We start from the raw sequence: 22,358 nt of genomic DNA on the forward strand, positions 1-22,358 counted from the left end.
ACTGTTCTCCAAATGATAGGGGCTGTTTGTTATTTCCATGCAACTCACGTATAATACCCTGTACATTCCCATCATACGAATAAGCAGGCAAGGGGCGAATACGAATGTCAGGCTTAAAGGTCAGTGATCCTCACAGAGCGGATTCGCTAAGGCAAGAAATAAGCAGGCTGCAGGTCATTGATCTAGGCGTGAATGCCTTGCAACAGGTTGGCGCAGATCATATTTGTAAAGTATGCATTACGAATGGAGGCTCATGCTGCATCGGCTGTGAGCATCTCATCAATGGGATAGGCTGCCAACAGCGGAATACGAGCTGTACAGCGTGGCTGTGCGGATTTCTCAAATACCTCATGTATGAAGCGGAGCTTCTGCAGCATTGGAATGAATTCTGGGAACAGGTTCCGGGGCAGGATTATCGTGAGGATTATACACCTGAAGTTTTTTTCGTAGAGAACTCCCTTTCTATTCCGAATCTCCAAGAGTTAAGCGCTGCTCTGGCCGCAGACCTTCAAGAGCTGTCCAAAGCCCATCACAGAATCGGATATATTATTAAGCTGCGGGACAAAATAGAAAAAAATATAGATCGCTTTGTGGAATGCCGGCATGATCCAAAAAAACAATTTCGAATAAGAAGAAAAATTAAGATATTATCCATTCCCTTTCATCGATTCCATAGGGCGATGGCACTCTATCATCAGCATGAATTCTCTCCTCAATAAAAAAGGCTTGTCTACCGTTACAACACGGTGGACAAGCCTTTTCCTTCTATTCAAGCTCGTTTAAAATTCATATCCATACAATGTTGGGTACATCGTATAGACCCGCTCGGAGATCGAAACGGCTTTTCCTTTATTAGCATACTTCATTAATTCTCCGTAGCCTCGGTCCTTCTTGTAGTTGTCCAGATAGAACAAGTCCATCGAATAATTATAGTAATAGGCACCAGCTTCGCTCGCTATTTTGAAAGACTCTTTCCCTTTATAGCCATATAACGAGCCGATTTCATTCTCATTATCATAATCGGTCATGTATAGCAATGTTTCGTTCTCTTCGAAGTAAGTCGAATAGCCCACCTTGACATCAATCGCAATTCGGTTGCTTTTCCCCTTCGCATACTGATATAATTCGCCAACGCCATCCTGCACATCTTTATAATAGTATAGCAGGGAACCACCAGCCAGATACTTGAAGGATTCAACTTCCTCATCTATGCTCTTGCGATTCGTTGCTTTACCTTTAACCAGTTCATAAGAGACAAGCTCTTTCTTCGACTCTGTCGATTCAAGGGCAAACAGCAGGCTGCCATCCGAGGAAATCGCCGTTGAGACCAAGCTGCTGCCTTCCTCCAGGAACTCCGTATCATGAGCTTGATTGCTGGACATATAAGTAATGCCCGATTTCTTCACCAAATCCTGATAAGCTGAGCGAACATCCTCTGCATAATCAATTTCGGAGAGAAGCATTTTCTTCATCGTCCCGCGATCATTTTTATTATAAAAAATAATTTTTGCATCAATATCATGGAAGAGGCTGGAGTCATAATCATCTGTTACTTTAGTCGATTCGCCATTGCTGAACAAGTATAACGAATAAGCAAGATCTGTAAGCTTCTCTTCTTTCAAGCTTTCCCGCAGATTGTCTCTTTTCTGCTTCTCATAATAGTCATCAGAGGCTTTGCTATAGGCATCATAGTCGGTTTCTGTTGTATCCTCATAATAGACTTCTCCTGTCCACCAGTCGGTATAAGGTGTTTTTACAACCGATTGAAAGTCTGTAATTAATGGTTCTTTGAGCTTCGCATCACTCTCAGCCATATCATCTTCGACGAATGCGGAGAGGGAAGCATCATCCTCTGCTGCTATTGTATAATAAAATTCATTATTCCCAATATTCGATACGACACTATCAAAACCTGATACTAGCTTTTCTTTTTCTTTATTCAATGCTTTGCTATAAAGTGCTGCAGCATTAACCGTTTTGTCGGAATCTTTCTTACTGTAATAAATATTGCCTTCCTTATAATCAAACTGATCAATATAGGCAATATTCGTATCAATTTTCTCCTTATCGTCCAGCTTATTAGTGTGAACGACATACAGGCTTGTTTCTTCCTCTTCATCTATTGTCGTATAATAGATCACCGATTTGGAATCAGAGTACCAATAATCCGTCACACGAGTATCAATAACGGTCTCTTCTTCCAAGTTATGCAAATAGAGCTTGCCGCCTTGACCCTCTTCGAACCCTTTTACATACAGAACCTCTTTGCCGCTGCTGCTAATCGAATATAACTTATACCCTACACTGGTAACCCCTGTCGCCAGCTTCACGCCTTGGTCATCATCCCAGCTTGAAGCCTTCTTCTTCAGATCCCGATAAAATAAATTTCCTGTGCCATCCTCTTTGATTCGATTAATGAAGAATAGCTTATTCTTATCGGTATTGAGCTGTAGGATCGTACCCATCAAGAAACGATACTCCCATTCCGCTACTTCCGTGCCCATATACTCCTCTTGATCTCCTTCAACCAGACGTCCGCTGAGCTCTATCGGTTCCTTCTGGCCAGTTGTCTGCATCAATAGCTCGTTATCTCCGAGGAAGAAAAGCGGACTCTCTTTCTCTTGGGATAACATAGGAATGACGATCAAGAACAAAGCAAGCGCAAGAAGGACTACTCCGAGTACCGCGCTGCCGATAACAATCTTATATTTATTCAAAAGCTGCAGCGTAGTTGCTGTCTGCGGCTTTTTCGCTTGTACAGAAAATGGCTTAATAATAGTCTCGCCAGCTGCAGCAACCTCCGGGTTTACAGGTGTTACTGGTGGTACTGGGGCTACTGGGGCTACTGGGGCTACTGGTGTTGCTGGTGTTGCTGGCGTTGCTGGTGTTACTGGTGTTACTGGTGTTACAGGTGTTGCTGGTGTTGCTGGTGTCACTGGTGCTGCTGATGTGGCTGGTGTTACTGGTGCTGCTGGTGCTGCTGGTACTACTGGTGCTACTGGTGTTGCAGGAGGCTCCGTCTTTTCTAATTTTATCGGTACCTCTGGTGCAGCTGTGTTTGCTGCGGTCTCTGTTGGGGTAATGGTCTCCAGTTTTTCTGGACGAATAAGTTTATTTCCACAAGCACCACAAAACCCCGCATCAACCGAGGCAGGGGTACCACATTTTGAACAGAACAAAAAGACGCCCTCCTTCAAATTACACATCTAAAGAACTACTATCAATTGCACAAACAGGATAATTCTATCATAATAAATTCTACCATTCAACAAAAAATCTAATTTATGCTAACTATTTGCCGAATAAAGTAATTTTTATTTATGCTGATATAGTTCTTTAAGACTATGAAAAATAAAGGAGGATATTATTATGTAGCACAAGAAGAAAGAAGTCCCTCCTCGCTTAAAGAAGGGATTTGTAGTAAAATAGGGCAACCAATGATTAAGAGGTGTCCGAATGTCCATTAGCTTTACTACATCAATCGTAAGCCGGTTAACAAGAGATATAGAACAGATGGAGAAACAGCTTGTAGATGAAAGAAAGAAGAAGGATAAAGCACAAGCTAAAGTAAAACAATTAGAGAAAGATAGCAAAAAGAGCCATTTACCAAGCGATTTAAGCAATAAATTGAGCCGCATCAACAAATTAAAGACTGAGTCTGAAGAGAGCATCAAAAAACAAGCTCTATTAACGAAGCAGTTGGTTCAAAAGAAGGCCGAGTTACAGCAGCATCTGTCCAAAGAAAAACATGACTAATACAAAAAGCCCTCATCCTTATGTACATAAAGATGAGGGCTTTTACAATCCTATGTCTCAAAAAATAGCGGACACCGCTTCCGCTATTCGCGGATGAATCTACGGTTCAGACCTAATTGCGGACCTGCGTTCCGCTATCTTTCTAGAAAAAGCTTAATCGAGCTATTTTCATACTAATAACGGATCTGTGTTCCGTAATTCCCCTCAAATCGATCAACTCTCACGCTATAAAGGAACCAGCTTCCGCTAACCTCTGATCATACGAGTACAACACAACCTATTCTATTTCCTCTAAGGCTCAATCAACCCATACTTCGATTTAATTCGATCCAGCTTCTCCAGCATAGGCCTTGATAAAATGTAGAGGAAGAACACAGTCGCAATCGCATGCACCATATCGAACCAGAAGCCCGAGACGTAGGTCGCGAGTAGAGCCTTCCATGAGAACTGAGAAGTGAACATCATTAGAGAGCCTATATTAATAATGCCTCCGTAGACAACGAAGGTGGATAGCCCGCCGAATATACATAGAGCCAGCTTCGTCTTTTTGAGCAAGCCCTTCTTGAACAGAATCCCAGCTAGAAAACCGATGATTCCAAAACAGAACATTTGCCACGGTGTCCATGGCCCTTGCCCAAAGAAGAAGTTCGATACAAATCCCGCTGTTGCTCCTACCAGAAAACCAGCCTCTGCACCAAAGCTGACTCCTGCAATAATAACTATCGCTACAACTGGCTTAAATTGCGGCAGCATGAAAAACGCAGCTCGTCCAGCTACTGCAATAGAGGCCATTACTGCAATGACGATTAACTCGCGTGCCTGAGGCTTGCGCTTCTCGAATACCATTGCAAAGGGAATCATCGTATACAATATAATTAACAGGCTAATGAAGTAATACTTCCGATCGTCTAATACGAATACGCCAAGCATAATCGTTGCTGGGATTACGACGAGAATAAGCACGGCTGATAATAAGGTCCGCCTGCTCAAACGCTTGTCTGCTAGCTGCTTCTCTGACAAAGCTCAATCACATCCTCTACCGTTACTCCCTCGCTCCATACATGGCGCACCATTCGATTGGCTGCCGTTGTATAGAAACTGTTTCCTGCAAAAAAAGCCTTGGCCTTATTCGTCGTAATGATACTTCCATCGAAGAACATCGCACAGACCTCCGAATATTTGGCGCAGAACTCAATGTCATGCGAGACCATCACGATTGTAACGCCTTTCGCATTCAGCTTTTGAAGGAAGGCAGCCAGCTTTTCCTTGAAAAATCCATCTAGCCCTTTGGTGGGCTCATCAAGCAACAATATGGTCGGCTCCAGAAGCAGCACCTTGGCAAGTGCCGCACGCTGCTGCTCCCCGCCGCTAAGATCATACGGGTGCATGGAGAGCAGCGGCTCTAGCTCTGCAAACTCTACAATCGCTTGCACCTTCTCCGCCTTTTCTTCCTTCGTTATATTTAAAGAAGCGAGCATTTCGTATAAATCCTGCTCTACTGTTTTTTTCACAAATAACGCTTGCGGATTTTGCGGGAGCACTCCCAGATTGTTGGTGAATAGCTCTTTGGCTTTCATTACCGCAGGGTTCTTGCCGATTATGCTTACCTTCCCCCTGTAAGGTTGAAGGATGCCGCTAATGAGTGACAGTGTCGAGGTCTTCCCCGTACCATTGCCGCCCACAATACTGTAGAACTGCCCTTCCCTTACTTCAAACGACAGGTCTCTAATAATATCAGGACCATGTTTATCATATTTGAACCAGACATCTTTGAACGATATAGCAACCTGACTCGATATCGCAGGACTCTCCTTCTGTTCGGTCAGGGCCGCCGCTGTCTTGTCGCTAAGGTACGCATTCAACCATTGCCGCCCATCCTTCACTGTTACTGGACAGGACAAGCGATTATCGACTCCTGCGAAAATCTGCATTGGTGAAGGCATTGAAGCAAACATCGGATGATTAAGACTATGCAGCGTTTCCCCTACCTTTTGAGGGGTATCATCGGCAAGGATCATTCCCTTATCCATCACGATAAGACGATCGGACATAGGGAGAATATCCTCCAGGCGATGCTCAGTCATAATGATCGTTGTTCCAAGCTCTCGATTGATTTTTTTCACCGTTTCCATAAAGTCTGCCGCTGCAATAGGGTCTAGCTGAGAGGTTGGCTCATCCAGAATGAGAACGGATGGATGCATAGCCATAATGGATGCCAGATTGAGCAGCTGCTTCTGCCCCCCTGACAGCTCTGTCACCGATTTGTGAAACCAGGTCTGGATGCCAAAAAAACTAGCCATCTCCGCTACACGCAAGCGAATAATGCTGTTCTTATAGCCCAAGCTCTCCAGCCCAAAGGCGAGCTCATGCCACACCTTATCCGTCACGATCTGATTGTCCGGGTTCTGAAGCACGAATCCTATCTCCGAGGCTTGCGTACGCTGCTCCAACTCCCCTATCGGTTGACCGCGGAAGAGAATCTCGCCGCTGCGATTCCCATGGGGAGTAAGTATGGGCTTCAAATGCCTCAGCAACGTGCTTTTGCCACTGCCTGACTTGCCGGCAATCGTAACGAACTCGCCGCTAGTGACCGTAAGGTTAATATGAGAGAGAGCCTCTTGCTCCTTATTGGGAAAAGTGAAGACTACATCTTCGATTCGATAGATTTCCATTTCAACGCCTCCACCCAGTTAATGATTACAGGCATCATACATAATAAAAGATAAGCCGCATATACGACCATACTAAACGGGGTTATCGTTGCTGCCTTAATCGACGGGAAGAAACGGAGCGTATTCTCTCCCGTTGCGGCACCTGCTAAGACGACCAGTATTAACCCGAGCATCATGAGAAGGATAAGCTTGTCCCGACGATCAAGCCGAAAGATCGAGAAGCTCGTCCGTTTCGGCAAGCCATAGCCCCGTGCTTTCATCGAGTCCGCGGTTTCAATCGCATTTTCTAATGCCCAGGTCGTCATAATCGAGAGAATCGTTAAACCATTCCGCGCCCTTGCTAGAAGGCTCCCTTGTGTAATATCTCTGCCAATGCATTTCTGAGCATTCGAAATCACCTTGATTTGCGCTAGATATCTAGGCACGAACCGCAGCACCATCGAGAAAATTAATGATAGCGCAGGCACTGCTCGCCCGAACAAGTAGATGAACTTATCCGAAGTCATCACAACGTTATAACAGGAGAACCATATAATAACCGTCACGAACATGCAGGCAGCCGCCACACCATACAGAATCGACTCCAGCGTAATCGGGTTTCCATTGTCCAAATAGAATAGAATCGTAACGCCCGCATGATTGAATACGGGATTCATAGCCGCCATTAGAAGCAGAAGCGGGATCATATAGAGAATATTAAAGGTGATGGCGCTTTTTCCTTTTAGCAGAATCGAATAGATAACGCTGCTTATGAGCGCAATGGCTTGAAAAATCGGATGCATGAACAGCATGCTGAACAGCAGCACCGCAACGAAATAACTGAAATTAACAATCGGATGAAAAGTAGAAAAACCCATTACTTCTTATCTCCTGTTGCAGCCATGTCGCCGCCTATATCCCGTCCCAAATCGCAGGTATACATCCACTCCACGACGTCACCGTCTTTGAGGACATAACGGCTGCTGCCGTAATTAGGGAACCAGCCATTCACCTTGTACATCCAGCCGCTCAGTTCGCCGCAGTCAAACTCATAGAGATTGTTAATGCCTTCTATATAATTGCTGTTATAGATGGGAGTCATCTCAAATTCCATATGAATCTTGTTCTTTTTCATTTCTCTTAGCAATACATCGAACACAGACTCTCCAGCATAGAAGGTTACCTTTTGCTTTTTATAAATAATACCGTCCTTAGGCAATACCTCAAGCTTATCCTGATTAAAAATATCCATATTATCTAAAATCGTCGCCGCCGTTACGGACAATGTAATAGTCAATTTCTCACTTTTATCTACCGTGACATCCTGCCATTCCACAGGCTTCGGTTTGCCCTCAGGCACAGGATCGGTCTGGTATTTATCTTTTTTATCCGTTCCGTTCTTATCAGGCGCCTTATTATCCGGTTGGCTTGGCTTTGGTGAAGGAGTTGGTTTCGCACTTGCTGTTGGTTTAGGAGCTTTGTCCTGCGGCTTAGAGGTTGCCTCTTCCGCCGGTTCCTTCTCTTTATCCGTTGGTTTAACGGTTTCTGCCGGTGCCTCGTTATCCTCTGTCTTCTCTGGCTGTACCGGCTTATCCGTTGCGGCCGGTTGCTCGGACTGCGAAGGCTCCTCCGTCTCAACTATCGCATCAGGACTAGTGGTAGCGCTAGCTCCATCGCCGTCTAGTTCGCTTGGTTGCCCTTGCACGGGCTCCTCAGGTGACACCGTATTATCTGCAATTGACGTTTCTATGCTGCTGTCGGTATGCTTACCTGGATTTTTCTGATAATCGCCTCCCCAGAAGAATGCCACCGCTAACAGAGCGATGATGACGATACCAGCCCACCATTTTTTGTTCCTCATTTGTCTATCCCACCTTAAAAAAATGAAGCAAGGGCATCTTCTACCCTTGCTTAATCTGTAATTTTACTTCTTCACATCGCTCATATCATACAAACGAGCTTGTCCATTAACGAATCGGTCATAAGCAACCAGCGCATACATCGCTTGATCAGTAGCCATCAGGTCTACTTCCCCCGGCTTTGCGCCGCCATTGCCTACTCCGCCAGACTTCACATGATAGAAGCCCCCATCCTGGGCAGCGAAGCTGAGCAAGGCATCGACTGTCGAATGCCCGTTCTTAATGAATCTGGCATCACGATGCGGATCTATGCCAAGGCTGGCAAGTGCGACAACAACCTGAGCAATGCTCTCGGAGTTGCTCGAATCCCAGCTTGAATAGCCTCCGTCTGCTGACTGCGTTTGGGACAGCCAGGCTATTGCGCGGTCCACCGCTGCTTTTACCTGTTGGTTCGTTTTATAGTACGGGGTCAGACCTTGAAGAACCATTGCCGTAATATCGGGATCGGCTTTGGCAGCATCAGTTCCCAAAGCCCATCCTCCTCCACTAATTTCTCTTTTGAGAATGAATTCAACTAGCAGCTCTCTTGTTGTCTGTGTCTTGACTCCCTTAACGACAGGAATATCGTAGTTATTGCTGTCGAGCGCAATCAGGGCAAAGACGGGACCGTTAATCCCCTGTTTAATAACCGTATCGAAATCTGCCAGAGGCGCTCTCAAATCATAGCCTGCTACGTTATCAACGTTTTTCCCAATGGCGGTTAACGCCAATATGACTCTATCATATTCCGTATATTTCACAGCATGCAGCTTGCCCGATTTTTCTATCAGCGTTTTTTCAAGATTAGCGTAGTATTTGGCGTAATACGCATCAGGCACCTTAATGCCGGAACGAGCCAGTCCGAATACCGTCCACTCTCCGCCGACACTAGCTACAACCGGATCTGTAATCGCGTTTTGGAGAAAAGCGCCAGTTGCTTGAATATACGGCTTGACTACCTTATTGGCTGGATCTTCCTTCACAGCATCATTCTTGTAGTCGTAAGCTCTCATGGCTACAACAGCTGCCATCTCTCTTGTTACGGGATCTTTTGGCTTGAACTGATTATTGCTGCCCAGCATCAATTCCAAGGCCACGATAGTCCGAACATCTGCCTTCGCCCAAGCCGATACTTTATCTATATCCTTGATCATAGTTGGCATTGTCACAGGCTTGATGCCCAATGCCCTTGCAATCGTCACTGCCATTTCCTCACGCGTAATCTTGGCGTTCGGATTGAACTTATTATTAAAGCCGGTCATTATTCCTTCTTTATAAGCAGCATTCACATAAGGGTAGAACCAATCGCTCTTCGCAACGTCAGTGAAGCTAATACCGTCACTTGTCTCTACACTTAGATTTAACACTGCTACGAGCATTTTTGTAAACTCTGCTCGTGTAACCGTAGCTTTTGGATTGAATTTGCCGTTACTGCCTTGAACAAAGCCTTTTTGTGTAGCCTTGCCGATTGCTTCATAAGCCCAAGCAGAGATCGCATCTGCATCTTTATAAAGCTGCTTCAAATCTACGCTTGTAGCTGCTTTGCTTGTCGTATAGGACACGAAGCTCATGGCATGATTTGCTTTTACAATAAGCTCATTGCCCTTAACAAAAGCATAAGTCTTCTTGCTGCTTCCTTGGGCAGCTTGAATTCCCGCTTCCTCCGACTCATAAATGACAATAGGCGTAAATTTGTTATTGTCTACAAAGCCCGGAATCTGGCCTTTGCCGCCTTTAATAGTCAAGGTATATGGCTTATCGAGAACGGCTGGATTCGTTGTGCCGCCAATAACAAAAGCATGATTAAGCTGTTCCAGCTTATCTCCTTCACCTACGAGACCTTTGATCAGCTCTTGCAGCTTCGGATTCGCTGTATCCATCGCTGTAAGAAGCTCAAACTTGGTATCGCCCGCCTGGAGCTGCGTGCCTTTGTCAATAACGATCGCGACATTCCCTTTGAGCGCTGTCAGCATCGGAATGCTGTCTTTGACATCCTTTAAGTTAAGGATTACTTTAGGCTTTACTTCCGGTATCGTAATCGTAATATTATCCGTACTGCTCAGCTTCTTCGTCAGCTTCAGTATATAATCCGATACAATATCCTTAGGTACTTGTACAACCGGTGATTTGTCGTTAGCATCCACGACAAGCTCTTGACCTTCGGCAGCTGCATCCTCCCATTGGCTCAGGTCTACCCCTAAATCTGCACCCAGATTAGTCGTATAACGCCATTGGAGACGATCTCCATCGCCGAGCACATATTTACTTGCTCCAAAATTCGCATACCAGCCGTTGACATTGTACATCCAACCGCTGCCGCTGCCATGGTCGAATTCACCATCACCTGCTATAGACTGAACATAGACGCTTCCATATTTCTCTGTCCATTCATATTCGTAGCGAATGCCGCTATTGTCGAGCACTCTTTGCAAGACCGTCCACGCTGTGTCTCCAGGCTGCAATTCGACTTTCGTCGTTGAAAGGACGGTTCCCTTATTAATGGTTTGCTTATCTACTGATATCGTCGCATATTGCTTTTCAGGCAGCGGCTTAGGAATTAAGCTGTACGAGTAAGCTGCAAAATCAGTAAAGTGCTTTGTTTTTACAATTAAGTCACCTTCATTGTCATAAGCATATTCCTTCTTGCCGCTAGCCAAGCCCTCAGCATCACTTGCAAATTTCTGGATAGAATAAGGCAGCCCGCCCTGGAGGTAAGCAGCCTCTTTCCCGCTCATCCCCGTAAAAGTCAGCGTTACGAACTCGCTGAATTGTACGCTCGCAGCGTTCCCCATAGCAAATGCCTGAACGATCGTATCCAGTTTGTTGCCAGCAGGAACAAACTGAGTCACGCTCGCTTTTAAGGTCGAATTGGCAGTATCCAATGAGGTAATCAATTGAATCTCAGATGCATCGCCGCTTGTAACCATTGCACCCTTTGGAATAGCGACTGACACATTTCCTTTAACGGCTGTTATTTGCGGCAGACTGCTGTTGAAAGGCAATTGAACCAATACCTTGGTTATCTTATCGCTAGCAATCTCTACGCTTAATTCTTTGTTGCTATGGCCTGTTGTAACAGGAATTCTATAATCGACGTAATCCTGTGGGATGACTACTGTTGGCTTATCTCCACCTGGCCATACCACTTCTATTTCCTTTGGCGAGTTTGGCGCTGCTCCGTGTACATCCGTCATATCATAGAGACGGTTGTCTCCCTTAATGAACCTGTCATATGCAACAAGAGCATAAGACCCCTGGTCAGTAGCCATATTGTTTACTTCACCAGTTAGAATATGCTTCATACCGCCCCCAGGTACTGCAAAGGTCAGCAAAGCATCTACTAATGAATTTCCGTTTTTCACAAACCTTAGATCGGTATGAGGGTCAATACCTACTGCAGTTAAAGCGACAATGACTTGTGAAATGCTTTCACTGCTTTTACTTTCCCACGGTGTACCTTTCCCGCTTGTGAAGCTTCCCAAGTTATCCTGCGTATTGGACAACCAGACAATAGCCCGATCTACAGCAGCCTTAACCTCCGAGTTCGTTTCATAATACTGCGCCAACCCTTGAATGGCCATTGCAGTTATATCAACATCTGCTGTGGTGGTGCCTAGTTCCCAACCTCCTGCATCAGGTGTACCCTTCTTAACTTCTCTATCCAAAATATGTCGAACCAGATTTTCTCTAGTCGATTGTACAGCTACCCCTTTTACTACAGGGATCGCATAGTTATTGCTATCCAGTGCAATCAAAGCAAAAATTGACCCATTAGTACCTTGCTTAATTACACTATTGAAATCAGCAAGCTTCTCAAGCTGATTATAACCGCCGACATTCGTTACATCTTCACCTATCGAGGTAAAGCCAATAATTAATCTAGAATGCTCTGTCCATTTCGTTCTATCTAACTGGTTCTTTTTATTTTGAACAATCTTAACAACATTATCATGATAAGTATTGTAGTAGCCATCTGGAACAAGGTAGTTCCCTCTGGCTAATGAGAGGATTGACCATTCTCCATCACTTGTTCCGAATGACGGGTTCTTAACCATCTTCAAAATATAAGCGAGATTATCCTTTATTTGTTGCTCAACTAGAGTATGAAAACTTACTTTATATGTAATAACGAAGGAGCTCTCCGCTACATTTCCTGCAGGATCTTTAGCAGTTATGGTAATCGTATTATCGCCAATTTTGAGCGATACGTGATATTGGCTGTTGTTTGCTGGTACAAGTACGCCGTTGAGCTTAACCTCTGGCGTTATGTCACGATAGACATTGTCGGTTACGGTAACCTCGAAGCTAAGCTCACTTACCGTTACATCTTGGTTGTTCACAAGGCCATTGACGCTCAGCATCGGCGGCTCTGTATCATTCACATGCTCTATAGCTTCATCCAGATTATCAGGCTCATTACTGCTGCTTTCTTGTGCACCCTTCGTATCGGCAAGTACGGTATCAGCATGATTAGCCTCATTCTCATTAACAATAATGCCTGTCGTTGTAGAATCCGAACCCTGTGCATAAATGCTGGTCGAGAAGGTGGATAGGAATATGCTAACGATAAGCAGCCATGCTATAAACTTATTCGTTCTCATGTTGTTCATCTTCCTTTCAATGCTACTCAAATATAAAAAAAATGAAAATATGAAAAAACCACAAAAAAAGACCTCTCAACTTAATAGCTAAGAGGTTTTAATAGAATGTACAGCTAAACTAATAAAACATCTTTCTATCCATCGTAAAGCTAATCGCTTCTCTATCTAAACAGGGTAATACTCGAATAACAGACGCCTATGCCGCTCGCAATACAATGGCATTGGCGAGTGCATCATTCAGGTCTGCCAAAGCAGTATTCACGCTTAATTGTGTGCTTTCCATGTTGCTAAGCACGGTATAAGCAGCATTATAGGCCGCTAATACTGCTGTATCGGCAAGAATAGTTGACTTGGCTGGATCACTGTTAATCGCGCCAATTGCCGCGGTCAATGCATCCTTGTTGGCAGGAGTAATCAAGCTTCCGCCGTAGCCGTCACCAAGATCAGCACCATAGCCATATAGAGTGAATTGTGTACGAATAACGTCACCGTCAACCGGGAAATAATCGGACATGCCGTATGCTGGGAATACATTATTGACTGCATACATCCAGCCTGCCATCGGGCTATAATCGAATTCGCCCAGCCATGCCGCATCGCCTTTTGTTCCTACAGCCCCAAAGTCATTAATAAGCGGAGTCAGAATATAAGCTGGAATGCTCACGCTGCTTGTATCATTGTCTTTGATGAACGATAAGTAGAAGCCACTGCTTGTGCTTCCGGAATAATCATAATTGCCGCTTCCCAATAAGCGTGTCAATAGATCAGCCACATTATCGCCAGAATAAAGAGGAACTTGAATTGGCTCTGTACTATAACCCTGACCCAAAGTGAATTTCTCTACTGTAATCGTTACATAGCCTGTCGGTGTAGCATAGGCTGCAGTCGAGAATACAGATAAGAACAAACTTACAATAAGCAGGCATGTCATAACTTTAATCTTCTTCATATTAATCATCTTCCTTTCTCTCCATCAAAATGTAAAAGCAGGGACTTGCAAAGAAATTCGCACAAAAAAACCTCTCAACTTAGAAAAGTTAAGAGGTTTCCTTAGCAAGTACAGCTAAAATTAGCATACTAAAAAAACACCCTCCTATCCTTCGTAGAATTACCGGTGTCTCAAAACAGGCAGGTATTCTGGCTCAAGTATCATCATCCTCGCAGCCTTCCCAGTTTCCCAGTGGCATCTTGCAAGAACTCCTCTTATACAGCGGCGGGACCGCGTGGGATTGTCACCCACTTCCCTTTTAACCAATCTATGCGTTATGTAAAATTACGATCGCATAATTGGCACCTGTTTCTCATCGCTATTCAGTTTTCCTGATGTCTTTACTTACTATATCATTTTTTGTCTTGTTAAAGTTTTCTTTTTTTGAGAAAAGAAAAAAAGCATTACTCTAATCTATCGCTACTCGCATAGTTATAGACCTTGCCATTATATGAATTATAGCTTCCCCTTCAGTATATGAGCGGCCATCTCCTTATCATACCTGATTCTCCCTGCCTTGAAAAAATCCTCCTCTGCTTTCTCGAATTCACCAATAGCTCGATAAGCATCACGACGGCAGCTTAAAGCAATGACATATAGAATATTATTTAACTGCATGCCCTTTTTCATATAAGCTTCATAATGCGCTATCGCTTGACTATAATACTCGATAGCCTTCAGATTATTCTTCCGACCACGTTCAATATTCCCTTTGCTGTTATACAGGCTGACCAGTTCCTCAGGCTCAATCGCTCCACCGGACTCCAACGTTTCCAGATTAATTGCAATTGCACGGTCATAACATGCCATTGCTTCTGTTGCACATCCCTCAAGCTGCCTGTAAACCTGCCCTAGGTTCATTTGCAAATCACTGTCTGCACGTTTTGCCATTCTTTTATTATAAGCATACATAGCAGGGAGCAAGGCTATCGCTTTGTTCATATAGGCCAATGCTTCCTCTGGATGGGTCCGTTTGAGAAGATTACCATAATTTTTATAAGCGGTTATTTTCTCAGAAAAGTAAAGATGTGGGTCATAGCCTTGCTTTTCTAAGTCAGCAATCATATCCAATAAACTGTCCAGCAGTCTTTTTGCAGTGTCTGGCCGATTCCTATTCTTGTTATGAACCACCTGTTGTAATATATTCGCTGCCTTCGATTTAAAGGAAACAATTTTTCCTCTTCTATCCTTGGGCAGCCCCTTCTCCAACTGCTCATTGGCTTCGTTTAATAGTTGGAAGCAATTTTCTGCTTTTTCTTTATTGCCAGTCTTGGAATAAAGAGCAGCCAAGCTGTTCAAGCTATTGGAATTCGTAAGTGCACTGACCTTCTTCTTATGCGCATTTAGCAGATCCGTTGCCTCTTCCAGATGCTCTATGGCCTCTTGCAAAAGATTATTTTTCAGCAGCCCATCACTAATAAGAATCATTAGCCTTAAATAGATATCCGCATTAAAAGGAGCCTTCGCCTCCAATATCCTCTCTGTTACAGGATTTATTTTTCGGTAGAGCAGATAGAACCGCTGATGCAGCTCTTCATCTAAATAGCCATCATATTGAGCCAAGCTATCCATTAAGCTTTCGATAATCCCTGAATAGGATATGCGAAGCTCCTCCGCCACCCTGCTCGGAGCACATTCGACTACAACATTCAATAGCGTAAGGATATACAAAAGATCCTCTTCTTCATAAGCTTGTCCTTTCCTATCCGCGGAAAGGCTCTTTATCTCCTCCAGCCAAGCAGAGATCAGCTCATCCGAGGGCTCCTTATAATGCTCCGAGATGAACTGTGTGACTTCAATGCGGTGGACGCTTACCTGATTTCCCTTGGCAGATCGTTCAAAATCTATAACAGGCCTTAACTCATTCAGGAAACAGAGAAACTTAAAGCTAATCTTCTCTTCTCCGCACATCCGCGATAGCAGCTTAATCGGCAGGCTCATAGGCGAGAGGGTTATAGCTATAAGCATCCTAAGCAATTGAGCGAAGTATTTATCCCCGTAAAGCTTATTCAGAATAGCTAGAAAATGCTGCTCCGCCATTACCGGCATCTTATCAATCTCAGCAAATCCGTATTCCAAATAAGCTTTAATAAGAATATGGAGATAAATCAATTTGCCTCCACAAATATCTATTAGCCTTGCCTCCTCAGCAGGAGTCGGCTTTATTCTGGACCTTATAAATTTCGACAACAGCGCCTGATAGCTTTCATCTGTTCTTCTTATTATAATTTGCTCATCCCATGCTATCGCCTCAATCTTCTGTCTGGTGAAATAAGATAGCTGGTCCGTCATACGACAAGTAATCAGCAGATAGATTCCTTGATCGAGCATTTCCGCTGTTGGAATCAGATCAAATAGAGTAACACCGCCATGATTCGGGATCTCATCAATTCCATCAATAATAAGGAGTGTTTTGGGCTTGGAGTAGTACTGGCGATGCTTCGAGCAAAGCTCATTTAGTAATCGAGAAAATTGCTGCTTCACCGAGCTTGAGTGAATATCGACAGCCGGGATTTGTCCATCGAGCATAGCTCCATTCTGATCCAACTGTCTTAATAGATCTGATACTTTTACAACAAATGTCGAAGGCAGGTAGGAAAAAGTATCATTCACATAATACGATCTGCATATCGCATCTGGAAGCTTGCGACCAAAGCCGAAAGGATCGAGCATTTTGGCAAATGTGGTCTTCCCCATCCCATCCTCCATCTGGAGGAACATTATGCCTCTATCATGCTTCTTCATCACTCCCTCAACTTGCTGTACCAGAAATTCGAAGGGCTCAAGATTCTCTGAATCCAACAATTGATTAACCATTGCCGAAGTTGAGCGAAGGTATAGATTATCTTCCGCAGATTGTTCGGTATGTGCGGCTTGTTGTTTCTTTTGGACACTATTATAAATCTCGCGAAAAGCAGTTGGCTTTTGCTTGCGTTTATCGCCAGCAGGATAATTAAGCAGAGCAGCCATCTGTTTCTTGCTATTGTAGGAATCGAAAAAGTAAACCCCTTGTTCGATGAATTGAATGAATGGAGCTAATGAAATATAGGCGCTGCTCCTATTAAGATAAGGTATGCCGCTATTAGAAGCAGGAAGATAGGCCGCTCCGATCATAGGTTCATACTTCCCCGCATTTTTAAGCGCCAAGCTTATTTCTAAATAGTGTGCCTCACATTTATCAAAATGGTTGGCGATCAATTGAAGCATCTCTCGAATATCTTTTTGAAACTTAAGATTATCGTTTAATTGCAAAGCACCGTGACCTATTCGATCATTTCTCCACAAGACGATCTGATGGGTATTATAAATGCTGTAAATATCCAATAATATTTCTATAATCGTATCGCTGCGGTCCTTTTCCTTTGCAAGAATATCTTGTGCTGCTTGCTGCCAATCACCCAAGCTTAGCGGTTTTCCCGTTAAGAAAACTAAAAGATCATTATATTGGTTTTTCTTTTTTTTCGTTGCTAACACTTCGGATAAAATGAGCAATATCGGAAATTTCAAAATAACCTCAAACATATCCTTTATTTGAAACTGTGCGCCATAAGTTGAGCCCGATAGAAGAAGCTTATACAGCTTGTCATATTCATAAGCGATAATGTGCGGAGCCTTATGAATAATGGATTGATTCCATAAAGCTAGATCTGTACCGAGCTGTTCAAACCAGGCTTTATCGGAGCCTATCTCCACATAATCGCAGTAATGACCTATACACACGAGTTTAATGCCCACTTGAATAAGCTCATCGTTGCATTTCATGCATCTTTTATTCATAGTAATGCTCCAATCCTTTGTCATAGTTTTCGTTTCCTAGTTCTCTAGACTCATTCCACATACAGGGCAAAATAACCTTTATTCATATTATTTTCCACACAAAAAAAGACTCCCCGCAATCGGGAAGCCTTTTACACCCTATCTAATACTTACTTTTGTATTCTAGTCATTGTCATTATCGTCATAATCAATGGAGAGGATTCGGCCATCTGCCGCTGCAAGCTCTACCTCGGCTGTCCCCTCGCTTGTCTTGATTTTCACTTCGTATTGAAGCACGCCGTCATCCTTTTCACTCTCTACCTTCAGCAGTTGACCTTTCACTGCTGCCAAAGCAAGCTTAACGGCCTGTTCTTCCGTAATTGCTTTCTTCGCGCCCGCAGCAGTCGATGAGGATGCGTTATGCAACCGCTCGTTATCGTCATCATCTCTGTCGTCTGCATCGTCATTTACTGTGTACAATACTTTGCCCGAATCTGCGGCAATATATACATCAGTCTCTTCGAAGCTGCCCTTTTTCGTTACTTCTACTTCATAGACAAGCTTCCCATGTTTGCGGTCCAGTTCAATATCCGTAACTTTGCTGTTCGGCACCTTAGCCAGTGCAATCGTCTTCGCTTTCTCCTTGCTAATGCTTGGCGCCATTGCATTGGCGGCGAAGGCCGATCCGGGAATCGCTATAGCTGTCGCAATGGCAATCGTCATCATCCATGTTTTTTTGTTCATCGTTATCTTCCTCCTTTGATTAGCTGCTTGCCTGAGCTTACTTATACTCTAACCCAGTAAACTGTGAGCAACATTACAGCTTCATTAGAATTTGATGAGAAGCAGGATCAATCCTAACGTCTGAAGAAAATAAACGAGCAGCATGCATTAAAATTCCCCCGCCTATTAGGATCACCGATGTATTGGTGCACGAAATGTCGGATGATAATCTGCAATAGCTGATATTCTAATTTCTAGAGGAGGTGTGCACATGAATTTGCTTGAGAACATGAATGATGCCCTAAGCTACATTGAAGATAACCTTACGGATGAAATCGACTTTAAAGAAGCAGCGAGGAGAGCTTTTTGTTCAGAATATCACTTTAAAAGAATGTTTTCTTTTCTAGCTGGTATAACACTATCGGAGTACGTTCGCCGTAGACGTCTTACTCTTGCCGCATTCGAGCTGATTAACAGTAATATCAGGATCATTGATGTTGCCATCAAGTACGGTTATAACTCTCCGGACTCCTTCACAAGAGCATTCCAGAGTATGCATGGTGTGATACCTTCAGAAGCTAGGCATAACAGTCAAATGCTTAAAGCTTATTCGCGCATGACCTTTCAATTATCTATTAAAGGCGGAGATCAAATGAATTATCGCATCGAAGAAAAAGAAGCATTTCGTATTATAGGCATCAGCAAAAGAGTGCCTATCCTGTTCAATGGGGTAAATCCCGAGATTGCTTCTATGTGGAAAAGCCTGAATGCTGAGCGTATCCATACTTTAAAGATGCTCTCCAATGTGGAACCATTAGGATTGCTTAGCGCCTCCACCAATTTCTCCGAAGGCAGAATGGAGGAAAAGGGGGAGCTTGATCATTATATAGGTGTCGCAACTACTATGGATTGTCCTGCTGATCTCACACAGCTTGATGTTCGCGCATCGTTATGGGCCGTTTTTGAAGCGGTTGGACCTTTCCCAGATACCCTTCAAAATGTATGGGGACGCATCTATTCCGAATGGTTTCCATCCTCCAATTATGAACAAGCAGAAGGCCCGGAAATTTTATGGAACGAGCACAAGGACGTCTCATCACCGACCTTTAGAAGTGAGATATGGATTCCCGTATTAAAAAGAAGCTAAGTTAATCATCCTTGTCATCATCATCCCAAGTAACAGAATGAATCGCACCGGAGGCTGCATTTAATTGAACATCTGCCTCTCGCCCGTCAGGAGTATCAATCTCAACAAAGTAATACCATTTATCCTGAACCTGATCCCTGTCAATATCCGTAACCACACCAGGCACCTTATCAAGAGCAAGCTTCGCAGCTTCATCTTTACTCAATAGGACAGCCGGATTCGGGGCAGCCTCTTGATCTGGAGAACCCGTTGAGACTGGTGGAAGCGGGCTTTTCTCAGGCTCAGGTGTTGGGCGAGGGCTTGCCGTTCCGCCCGGCATATTCGGATCACCGCCATTAATGCTATGGATCTCCATAATGCCGGCATGCTCCTTATCTACGCTCAATTCATACTGCTTTGCTTCCGATTGCAGTCGAATCAGATAGTAACGTCCTTGGGACTCAGCGCTTATGATTTCGCCTTCATATTGATTCAGAACTTCCTGCTTGGCTTCTTGAAGGGAAAGATTAGGCTCATTGTCCTTCCGTAATACCAGAGCTATAGCGACAGCCGATATCAGCATAAGTACAAAAAGAGCTGCGGCTATCCCCCACCATTTACGGCTTGCTTGAAACTGGATAAGATCACCCCTTTCGCTATCGAGTGTAGCTTATGATCATTATAATTTACTGAGAGAAGTTGCCTGATGCGGGAGGGGAAGATACAGTGTCGCAGTGGTCCCTTCTCCTTCTTGGCTGTCCAGCACAAGCCTCCCCCTAATTACCTCCGTAATTTCTTTTGCCAGAGACAATCCCAGACCAGCACCGCCCTCCTGCTCGCTATCTTTGCTTCTTGCCTTATCGACACGGTAAAAACGATTGAATACATGAGGAAGCTCATCCTTAGGAATGCCAATCCCATGATCTATCACTTCAATTACACTATTGCCGAGGCTGATGCCAACCTTAACGGTGATCTCAGCCTTGCTATATTTCCTTGCATTATCGAGCAATATAAATAATAGCTGCTTCAGCATATCTGCATCCGTAACAGCCACTAACGGCTTGTCTCCGATAGGTACTACAGTCAGTTCCCTGTCATACGTATCGCCAAAGCTGTTGGCCGCCTGTTCTACTATGGGCAGCAGCTCGATCGTATCGAGCTTAATCCTCCATTGCCGATGAGGCCTTGCGAGCAGCAACAGCTGCTCGGTCATCACCTTCATACGAACAGCCTCCGAATGAATGGCCTCTATCGATTCCATGAAGAGCTCAGGACGCTGCTGACCTCTGCGCTTCAAGAGGCTGGCATAACTTTCAATGATTGTGAGCGGCGTCTTCAGCTCATGTGAAGCATTTGATACAAATTGCTCCTGCTTGCTGAAGCTAATCTCCAGCAGTCCGATCATTTCATTGAACGTTTCGCCCATATCCACTAGCTCATCCTTCGAACGCCCCTCTTGCTTCAGCTTCACAAATTTGCCGCTCCGGGCAATTTCCTGCATCGTCCTAGTCATCGCCGCTATCGGGCGCATAATGAGACTGCCTAGAATTCCACTTGAGATCAGTGCCGGAACCATAACTGCCGCCGCTACACTGATGAGCACGATTCGCAGGATACCCAGCAGTGCCATTAATTCCTCCATGCTTTTTGTCGCCTGTACATTCGCAACCATTCCATCCGGTCCGATGAATGGAATCGACACGAATCCATAGCTTTTCCCTTCAATCTCGATTCGCTCTGCCTGCCGCTTCGCATAGAAGACCGCTGGCTGCTCGCTCAGCTCCGTTTCGGAAGAGGAGGTGACGAGCGGCCCATTAGAATTATCTGTATCTGAATGCCTCTCTTTTACAATTCGGATCATCCCGTTCAGCGGTACATACGCACGAAGGAGCTCCGCCGTTGTCGCCTGATGATTGGCTTCACGCATGGCTGCGGAGGCCTGCTGTGTCTCTGCCACCATCTGATCCAGCTCACGTTCAATGGTCAGGGAATAAAAAATAAAATAAACCGTAATATTCGCCATGAGCAGAAGCACGGCGAACAAGACTGAGGAATAAAGATGAATCTTCGTCCTTAGCTTCATTGTGTATCCCTCAGAACATAACCAATTCCTCTAATGGTATGAATAAGCTCCGTCTCGAAGCCTTCGTCCACTTTTTTACGCACATAGCGAATATAGACATCAACCACATTCGTATTGCCGTCATAATCATATCCCCATACCTCGGATAGAATCTGATCACGGTTCACTACAAGCTTCTTGTTGCGCATCAAATAAGCAAGCAGATCGAATTCTCGCTGGGTAAGCTGAAGCGGCTTGTTCGCCCGCTCCACCTCTCTGGTATTTTTATTCAGCTTGAGGTCTGCTACAATTAGCCATTCTCCTGTTTGGTCATCCTGTGCTGCCCTTGCAGACAATCGAAGAGAAGTGCGTATTCTGGCGAGCAGCTCTTCAATTTCGAAGGGCTTCGTAATATAGTCATTGGCGCCAAGATCGAGTCCTGATACCTTATCCTCCACTGAATTTTTAGCCGTTAACAGCAGAATAGGAATATCCTGATCGATAGAGCGAATTCGTCTGAGCAGCTCAATTCCGCTCATGCCCGGCAGCATCACATCTAATAGAATAAGGTCTGTCTCCTGCTCTTGAAAGGCTGTCCAGCCTTCCATGCCATCCTTAGCCAGATGGACCCGATAGCCTTCACTTTCCAGCTCAATCTGCAAAAGCCTAGCGATCTTGCGTTCATCCTCGACGACCAATACCGTTTTGTCCATCTATTACCCTCCCGCGAGCAGCCCTTTTATGTTCTCTTTCCATTATACCGCAGGTAGAGCTATTCAAATCAGAATCCAGAC

Annotated in this window: 15 protein-coding genes and 1 riboswitch; of the genes, 3 read left to right on the plus strand and 12 right to left on the minus strand. The window is 44.4% G+C overall.

What is annotated here, in order from left to right; translation table 11 throughout:
* Positions 1-104: 104 nt before the first annotated feature.
* Positions 105-719, plus strand: coding sequence for a hypothetical protein (locus AC50YO_RS20015; RefSeq protein WP_494849940.1), 615 nt, complete (start codon positions 105-107; stop codon positions 717-719).
* A gap of 60 nt (positions 720-779) precedes the next feature.
* Here AC50YO_RS20015 and AC50YO_RS20020 read toward each other — a convergent pair whose 3' ends face one another.
* Entirely contained in the window at positions 780-3,179 is a 2,400-nt protein-coding gene (locus AC50YO_RS20020; RefSeq protein ID WP_494849941.1) for a hypothetical protein, read from the minus strand.
* A 334-nt stretch (positions 3,180-3,513) separates the two neighbouring features.
* Here AC50YO_RS20020 and AC50YO_RS20025 point away from each other — a divergent pair, with 334 nt between their 5' ends.
* Positions 3,514-3,756 carry a hypothetical protein gene (locus AC50YO_RS20025; RefSeq protein WP_494849942.1) on the plus strand — a complete coding sequence of 81 codons (243 nt, stop codon included), beginning with the start codon at positions 3,514-3,516 and terminating at the stop codon, positions 3,754-3,756.
* 291 nt (positions 3,757-4,047) lie between these two features.
* Here AC50YO_RS20025 and AC50YO_RS20030 read toward each other — a convergent pair whose 3' ends face one another.
* The 8 genes from AC50YO_RS20030 to AC50YO_RS20065 form a co-directional block, all read right to left on the minus strand.
* Positions 4,048-4,776, minus strand: coding sequence for an ECF transporter S component (locus tag AC50YO_RS20030; RefSeq protein ID WP_494849943.1), 729 nt, complete (start codon positions 4,774-4,776; stop codon positions 4,048-4,050).
* Entirely contained in the window at positions 4,758-6,428 is a 1,671-nt protein-coding gene (locus AC50YO_RS20035) for an ABC transporter ATP-binding protein (RefSeq protein WP_494849944.1), read from the minus strand. The genes AC50YO_RS20030 and AC50YO_RS20035 overlap by 19 nt, the downstream gene beginning before the upstream one ends.
* Positions 6,401-7,285: an energy-coupling factor transporter transmembrane component T gene (locus tag AC50YO_RS20040; protein ID WP_494849945.1), complete on the minus strand. Its 885-nt coding sequence runs from the start codon at positions 7,283-7,285 to the stop codon at positions 6,401-6,403. The genes AC50YO_RS20035 and AC50YO_RS20040 overlap by 28 nt, the downstream gene beginning before the upstream one ends.
* Positions 7,285-8,268, minus strand: coding sequence for a DUF4430 domain-containing protein (locus tag AC50YO_RS20045; protein ID WP_494849946.1), 984 nt, complete (start codon positions 8,266-8,268; stop codon positions 7,285-7,287). The genes AC50YO_RS20040 and AC50YO_RS20045 overlap by 1 nt, the downstream gene beginning before the upstream one ends.
* Positions 8,269-8,331: 63 nt before the next feature.
* The gene (locus AC50YO_RS20050; RefSeq protein ID WP_494849947.1) at positions 8,332-12,906 is read right to left on the minus strand and encodes an S-layer homology domain-containing protein; all 4,575 of its coding nucleotides are present in this window, start codon (positions 12,904-12,906) and stop codon (positions 8,332-8,334) included.
* A 196-nt stretch (positions 12,907-13,102) separates the two neighbouring features.
* Positions 13,103-13,855, minus strand: coding sequence for a DUF4430 domain-containing protein (locus tag AC50YO_RS20055; protein WP_494849948.1), 753 nt, complete (start codon positions 13,853-13,855; stop codon positions 13,103-13,105).
* A gap of 161 nt (positions 13,856-14,016) precedes the next feature.
* Positions 14,017-14,219, minus strand: a riboswitch (cobalamin riboswitch).
* Positions 14,220-14,350: 131 nt separating this feature from the next.
* The gene (locus tag AC50YO_RS20060; protein WP_494849949.1) at positions 14,351-17,671 is read right to left on the minus strand and encodes a tetratricopeptide repeat protein; all 3,321 of its coding nucleotides are present in this window, start codon (positions 17,669-17,671) and stop codon (positions 14,351-14,353) included.
* Between the two features lie 162 nt (positions 17,672-17,833).
* Entirely contained in the window at positions 17,834-18,394 is a 561-nt protein-coding gene (locus AC50YO_RS20065; RefSeq protein ID WP_494849950.1) for a PepSY domain-containing protein, read from the minus strand.
* 250 nt (positions 18,395-18,644) lie between these two features.
* On the opposite strand from AC50YO_RS20065, the gene AC50YO_RS20070 reads away from it, so the two are divergent.
* Positions 18,645-19,520, plus strand: coding sequence for an AraC family transcriptional regulator (locus AC50YO_RS20070; protein WP_494849951.1), 876 nt, complete (start codon positions 18,645-18,647; stop codon positions 19,518-19,520).
* 1 nt (position 19,521) lies between these two features.
* On the opposite strand, the gene AC50YO_RS20075 is transcribed toward AC50YO_RS20070, so the two are convergent.
* The 3 genes from AC50YO_RS20075 to AC50YO_RS20085 form a co-directional block, all read right to left on the minus strand.
* Positions 19,522-20,082: a PepSY domain-containing protein gene (locus tag AC50YO_RS20075; protein WP_494849952.1), complete on the minus strand. Its 561-nt coding sequence runs from the start codon at positions 20,080-20,082 to the stop codon at positions 19,522-19,524.
* A 96-nt stretch (positions 20,083-20,178) separates the two neighbouring features.
* The gene (locus AC50YO_RS20080; protein WP_494849953.1) at positions 20,179-21,585 is read right to left on the minus strand and encodes a sensor histidine kinase; all 1,407 of its coding nucleotides are present in this window, start codon (positions 21,583-21,585) and stop codon (positions 20,179-20,181) included.
* Positions 21,582-22,277, minus strand: a complete 696-nt coding sequence (locus tag AC50YO_RS20085) for a response regulator transcription factor (RefSeq protein ID WP_494849954.1) — start codon at positions 22,275-22,277, stop codon at positions 21,582-21,584. Before AC50YO_RS20085 ends, AC50YO_RS20080 begins: the two co-directional genes overlap by 4 nt.
* Between the last annotated feature and the right edge of the window lie 81 nt (positions 22,278-22,358).

It is taken from the genome of Paenibacillus sp. J22P59 (assembly GCF_059383895.1).

Bases quoted from the DNA above. Each gene is read 5' to 3' on its own strand.
- AC50YO_RS20080 (WP_494849953.1), bottom strand. From the start codon at position 21,585: ATGAAGCTAAGGACGAAGATTCATCTTTATTCCTCAGTCTTGTTCGCC.
- AC50YO_RS20035 (WP_494849944.1), bottom strand. From the start codon at position 6,428: ATGGAAATCTATCGAATCGAAGATGTAGTCTTCACTTTTCCCAATAAG.
- AC50YO_RS20045 (WP_494849946.1), bottom strand. From the start codon at position 8,268: ATGAGGAACAAAAAATGGTGGGCTGGTATCGTCATCATCGCTCTGTTA.
- AC50YO_RS20025 (WP_494849942.1), top strand. From the start codon at position 3,514: ATGGAGAAACAGCTTGTAGATGAAAGAAAGAAGAAGGATAAAGCACAA.
- AC50YO_RS20075 (WP_494849952.1), bottom strand. From the start codon at position 20,082: ATGCTGATATCGGCTGTCGCTATAGCTCTGGTATTACGGAAGGACAAT.
- AC50YO_RS20070 (WP_494849951.1), top strand. From the start codon at position 18,645: ATGAATTTGCTTGAGAACATGAATGATGCCCTAAGCTACATTGAAGAT.
- AC50YO_RS20050 (WP_494849947.1), bottom strand. From the start codon at position 12,906: ATGAGAACGAATAAGTTTATAGCATGGCTGCTTATCGTTAGCATATTC.
- AC50YO_RS20085 (WP_494849954.1), bottom strand. From the start codon at position 22,277: ATGGACAAAACGGTATTGGTCGTCGAGGATGAACGCAAGATCGCTAGG.
- AC50YO_RS20015 (WP_494849940.1), top strand. From the start codon at position 105: ATGTCAGGCTTAAAGGTCAGTGATCCTCACAGAGCGGATTCGCTAAGG.
- AC50YO_RS20040 (WP_494849945.1), bottom strand. From the start codon at position 7,285: ATGGGTTTTTCTACTTTTCATCCGATTGTTAATTTCAGTTATTTCGTT.
- AC50YO_RS20065 (WP_494849950.1), bottom strand. From the start codon at position 18,394: ATGAACAAAAAAACATGGATGATGACGATTGCCATTGCGACAGCTATA.
- AC50YO_RS20060 (WP_494849949.1), bottom strand. From the start codon at position 17,671: ATGAATAAAAGATGCATGAAATGCAACGATGAGCTTATTCAAGTGGGC.
- AC50YO_RS20055 (WP_494849948.1), bottom strand. From the start codon at position 13,855: ATGAAGAAGATTAAAGTTATGACATGCCTGCTTATTGTAAGTTTGTTC.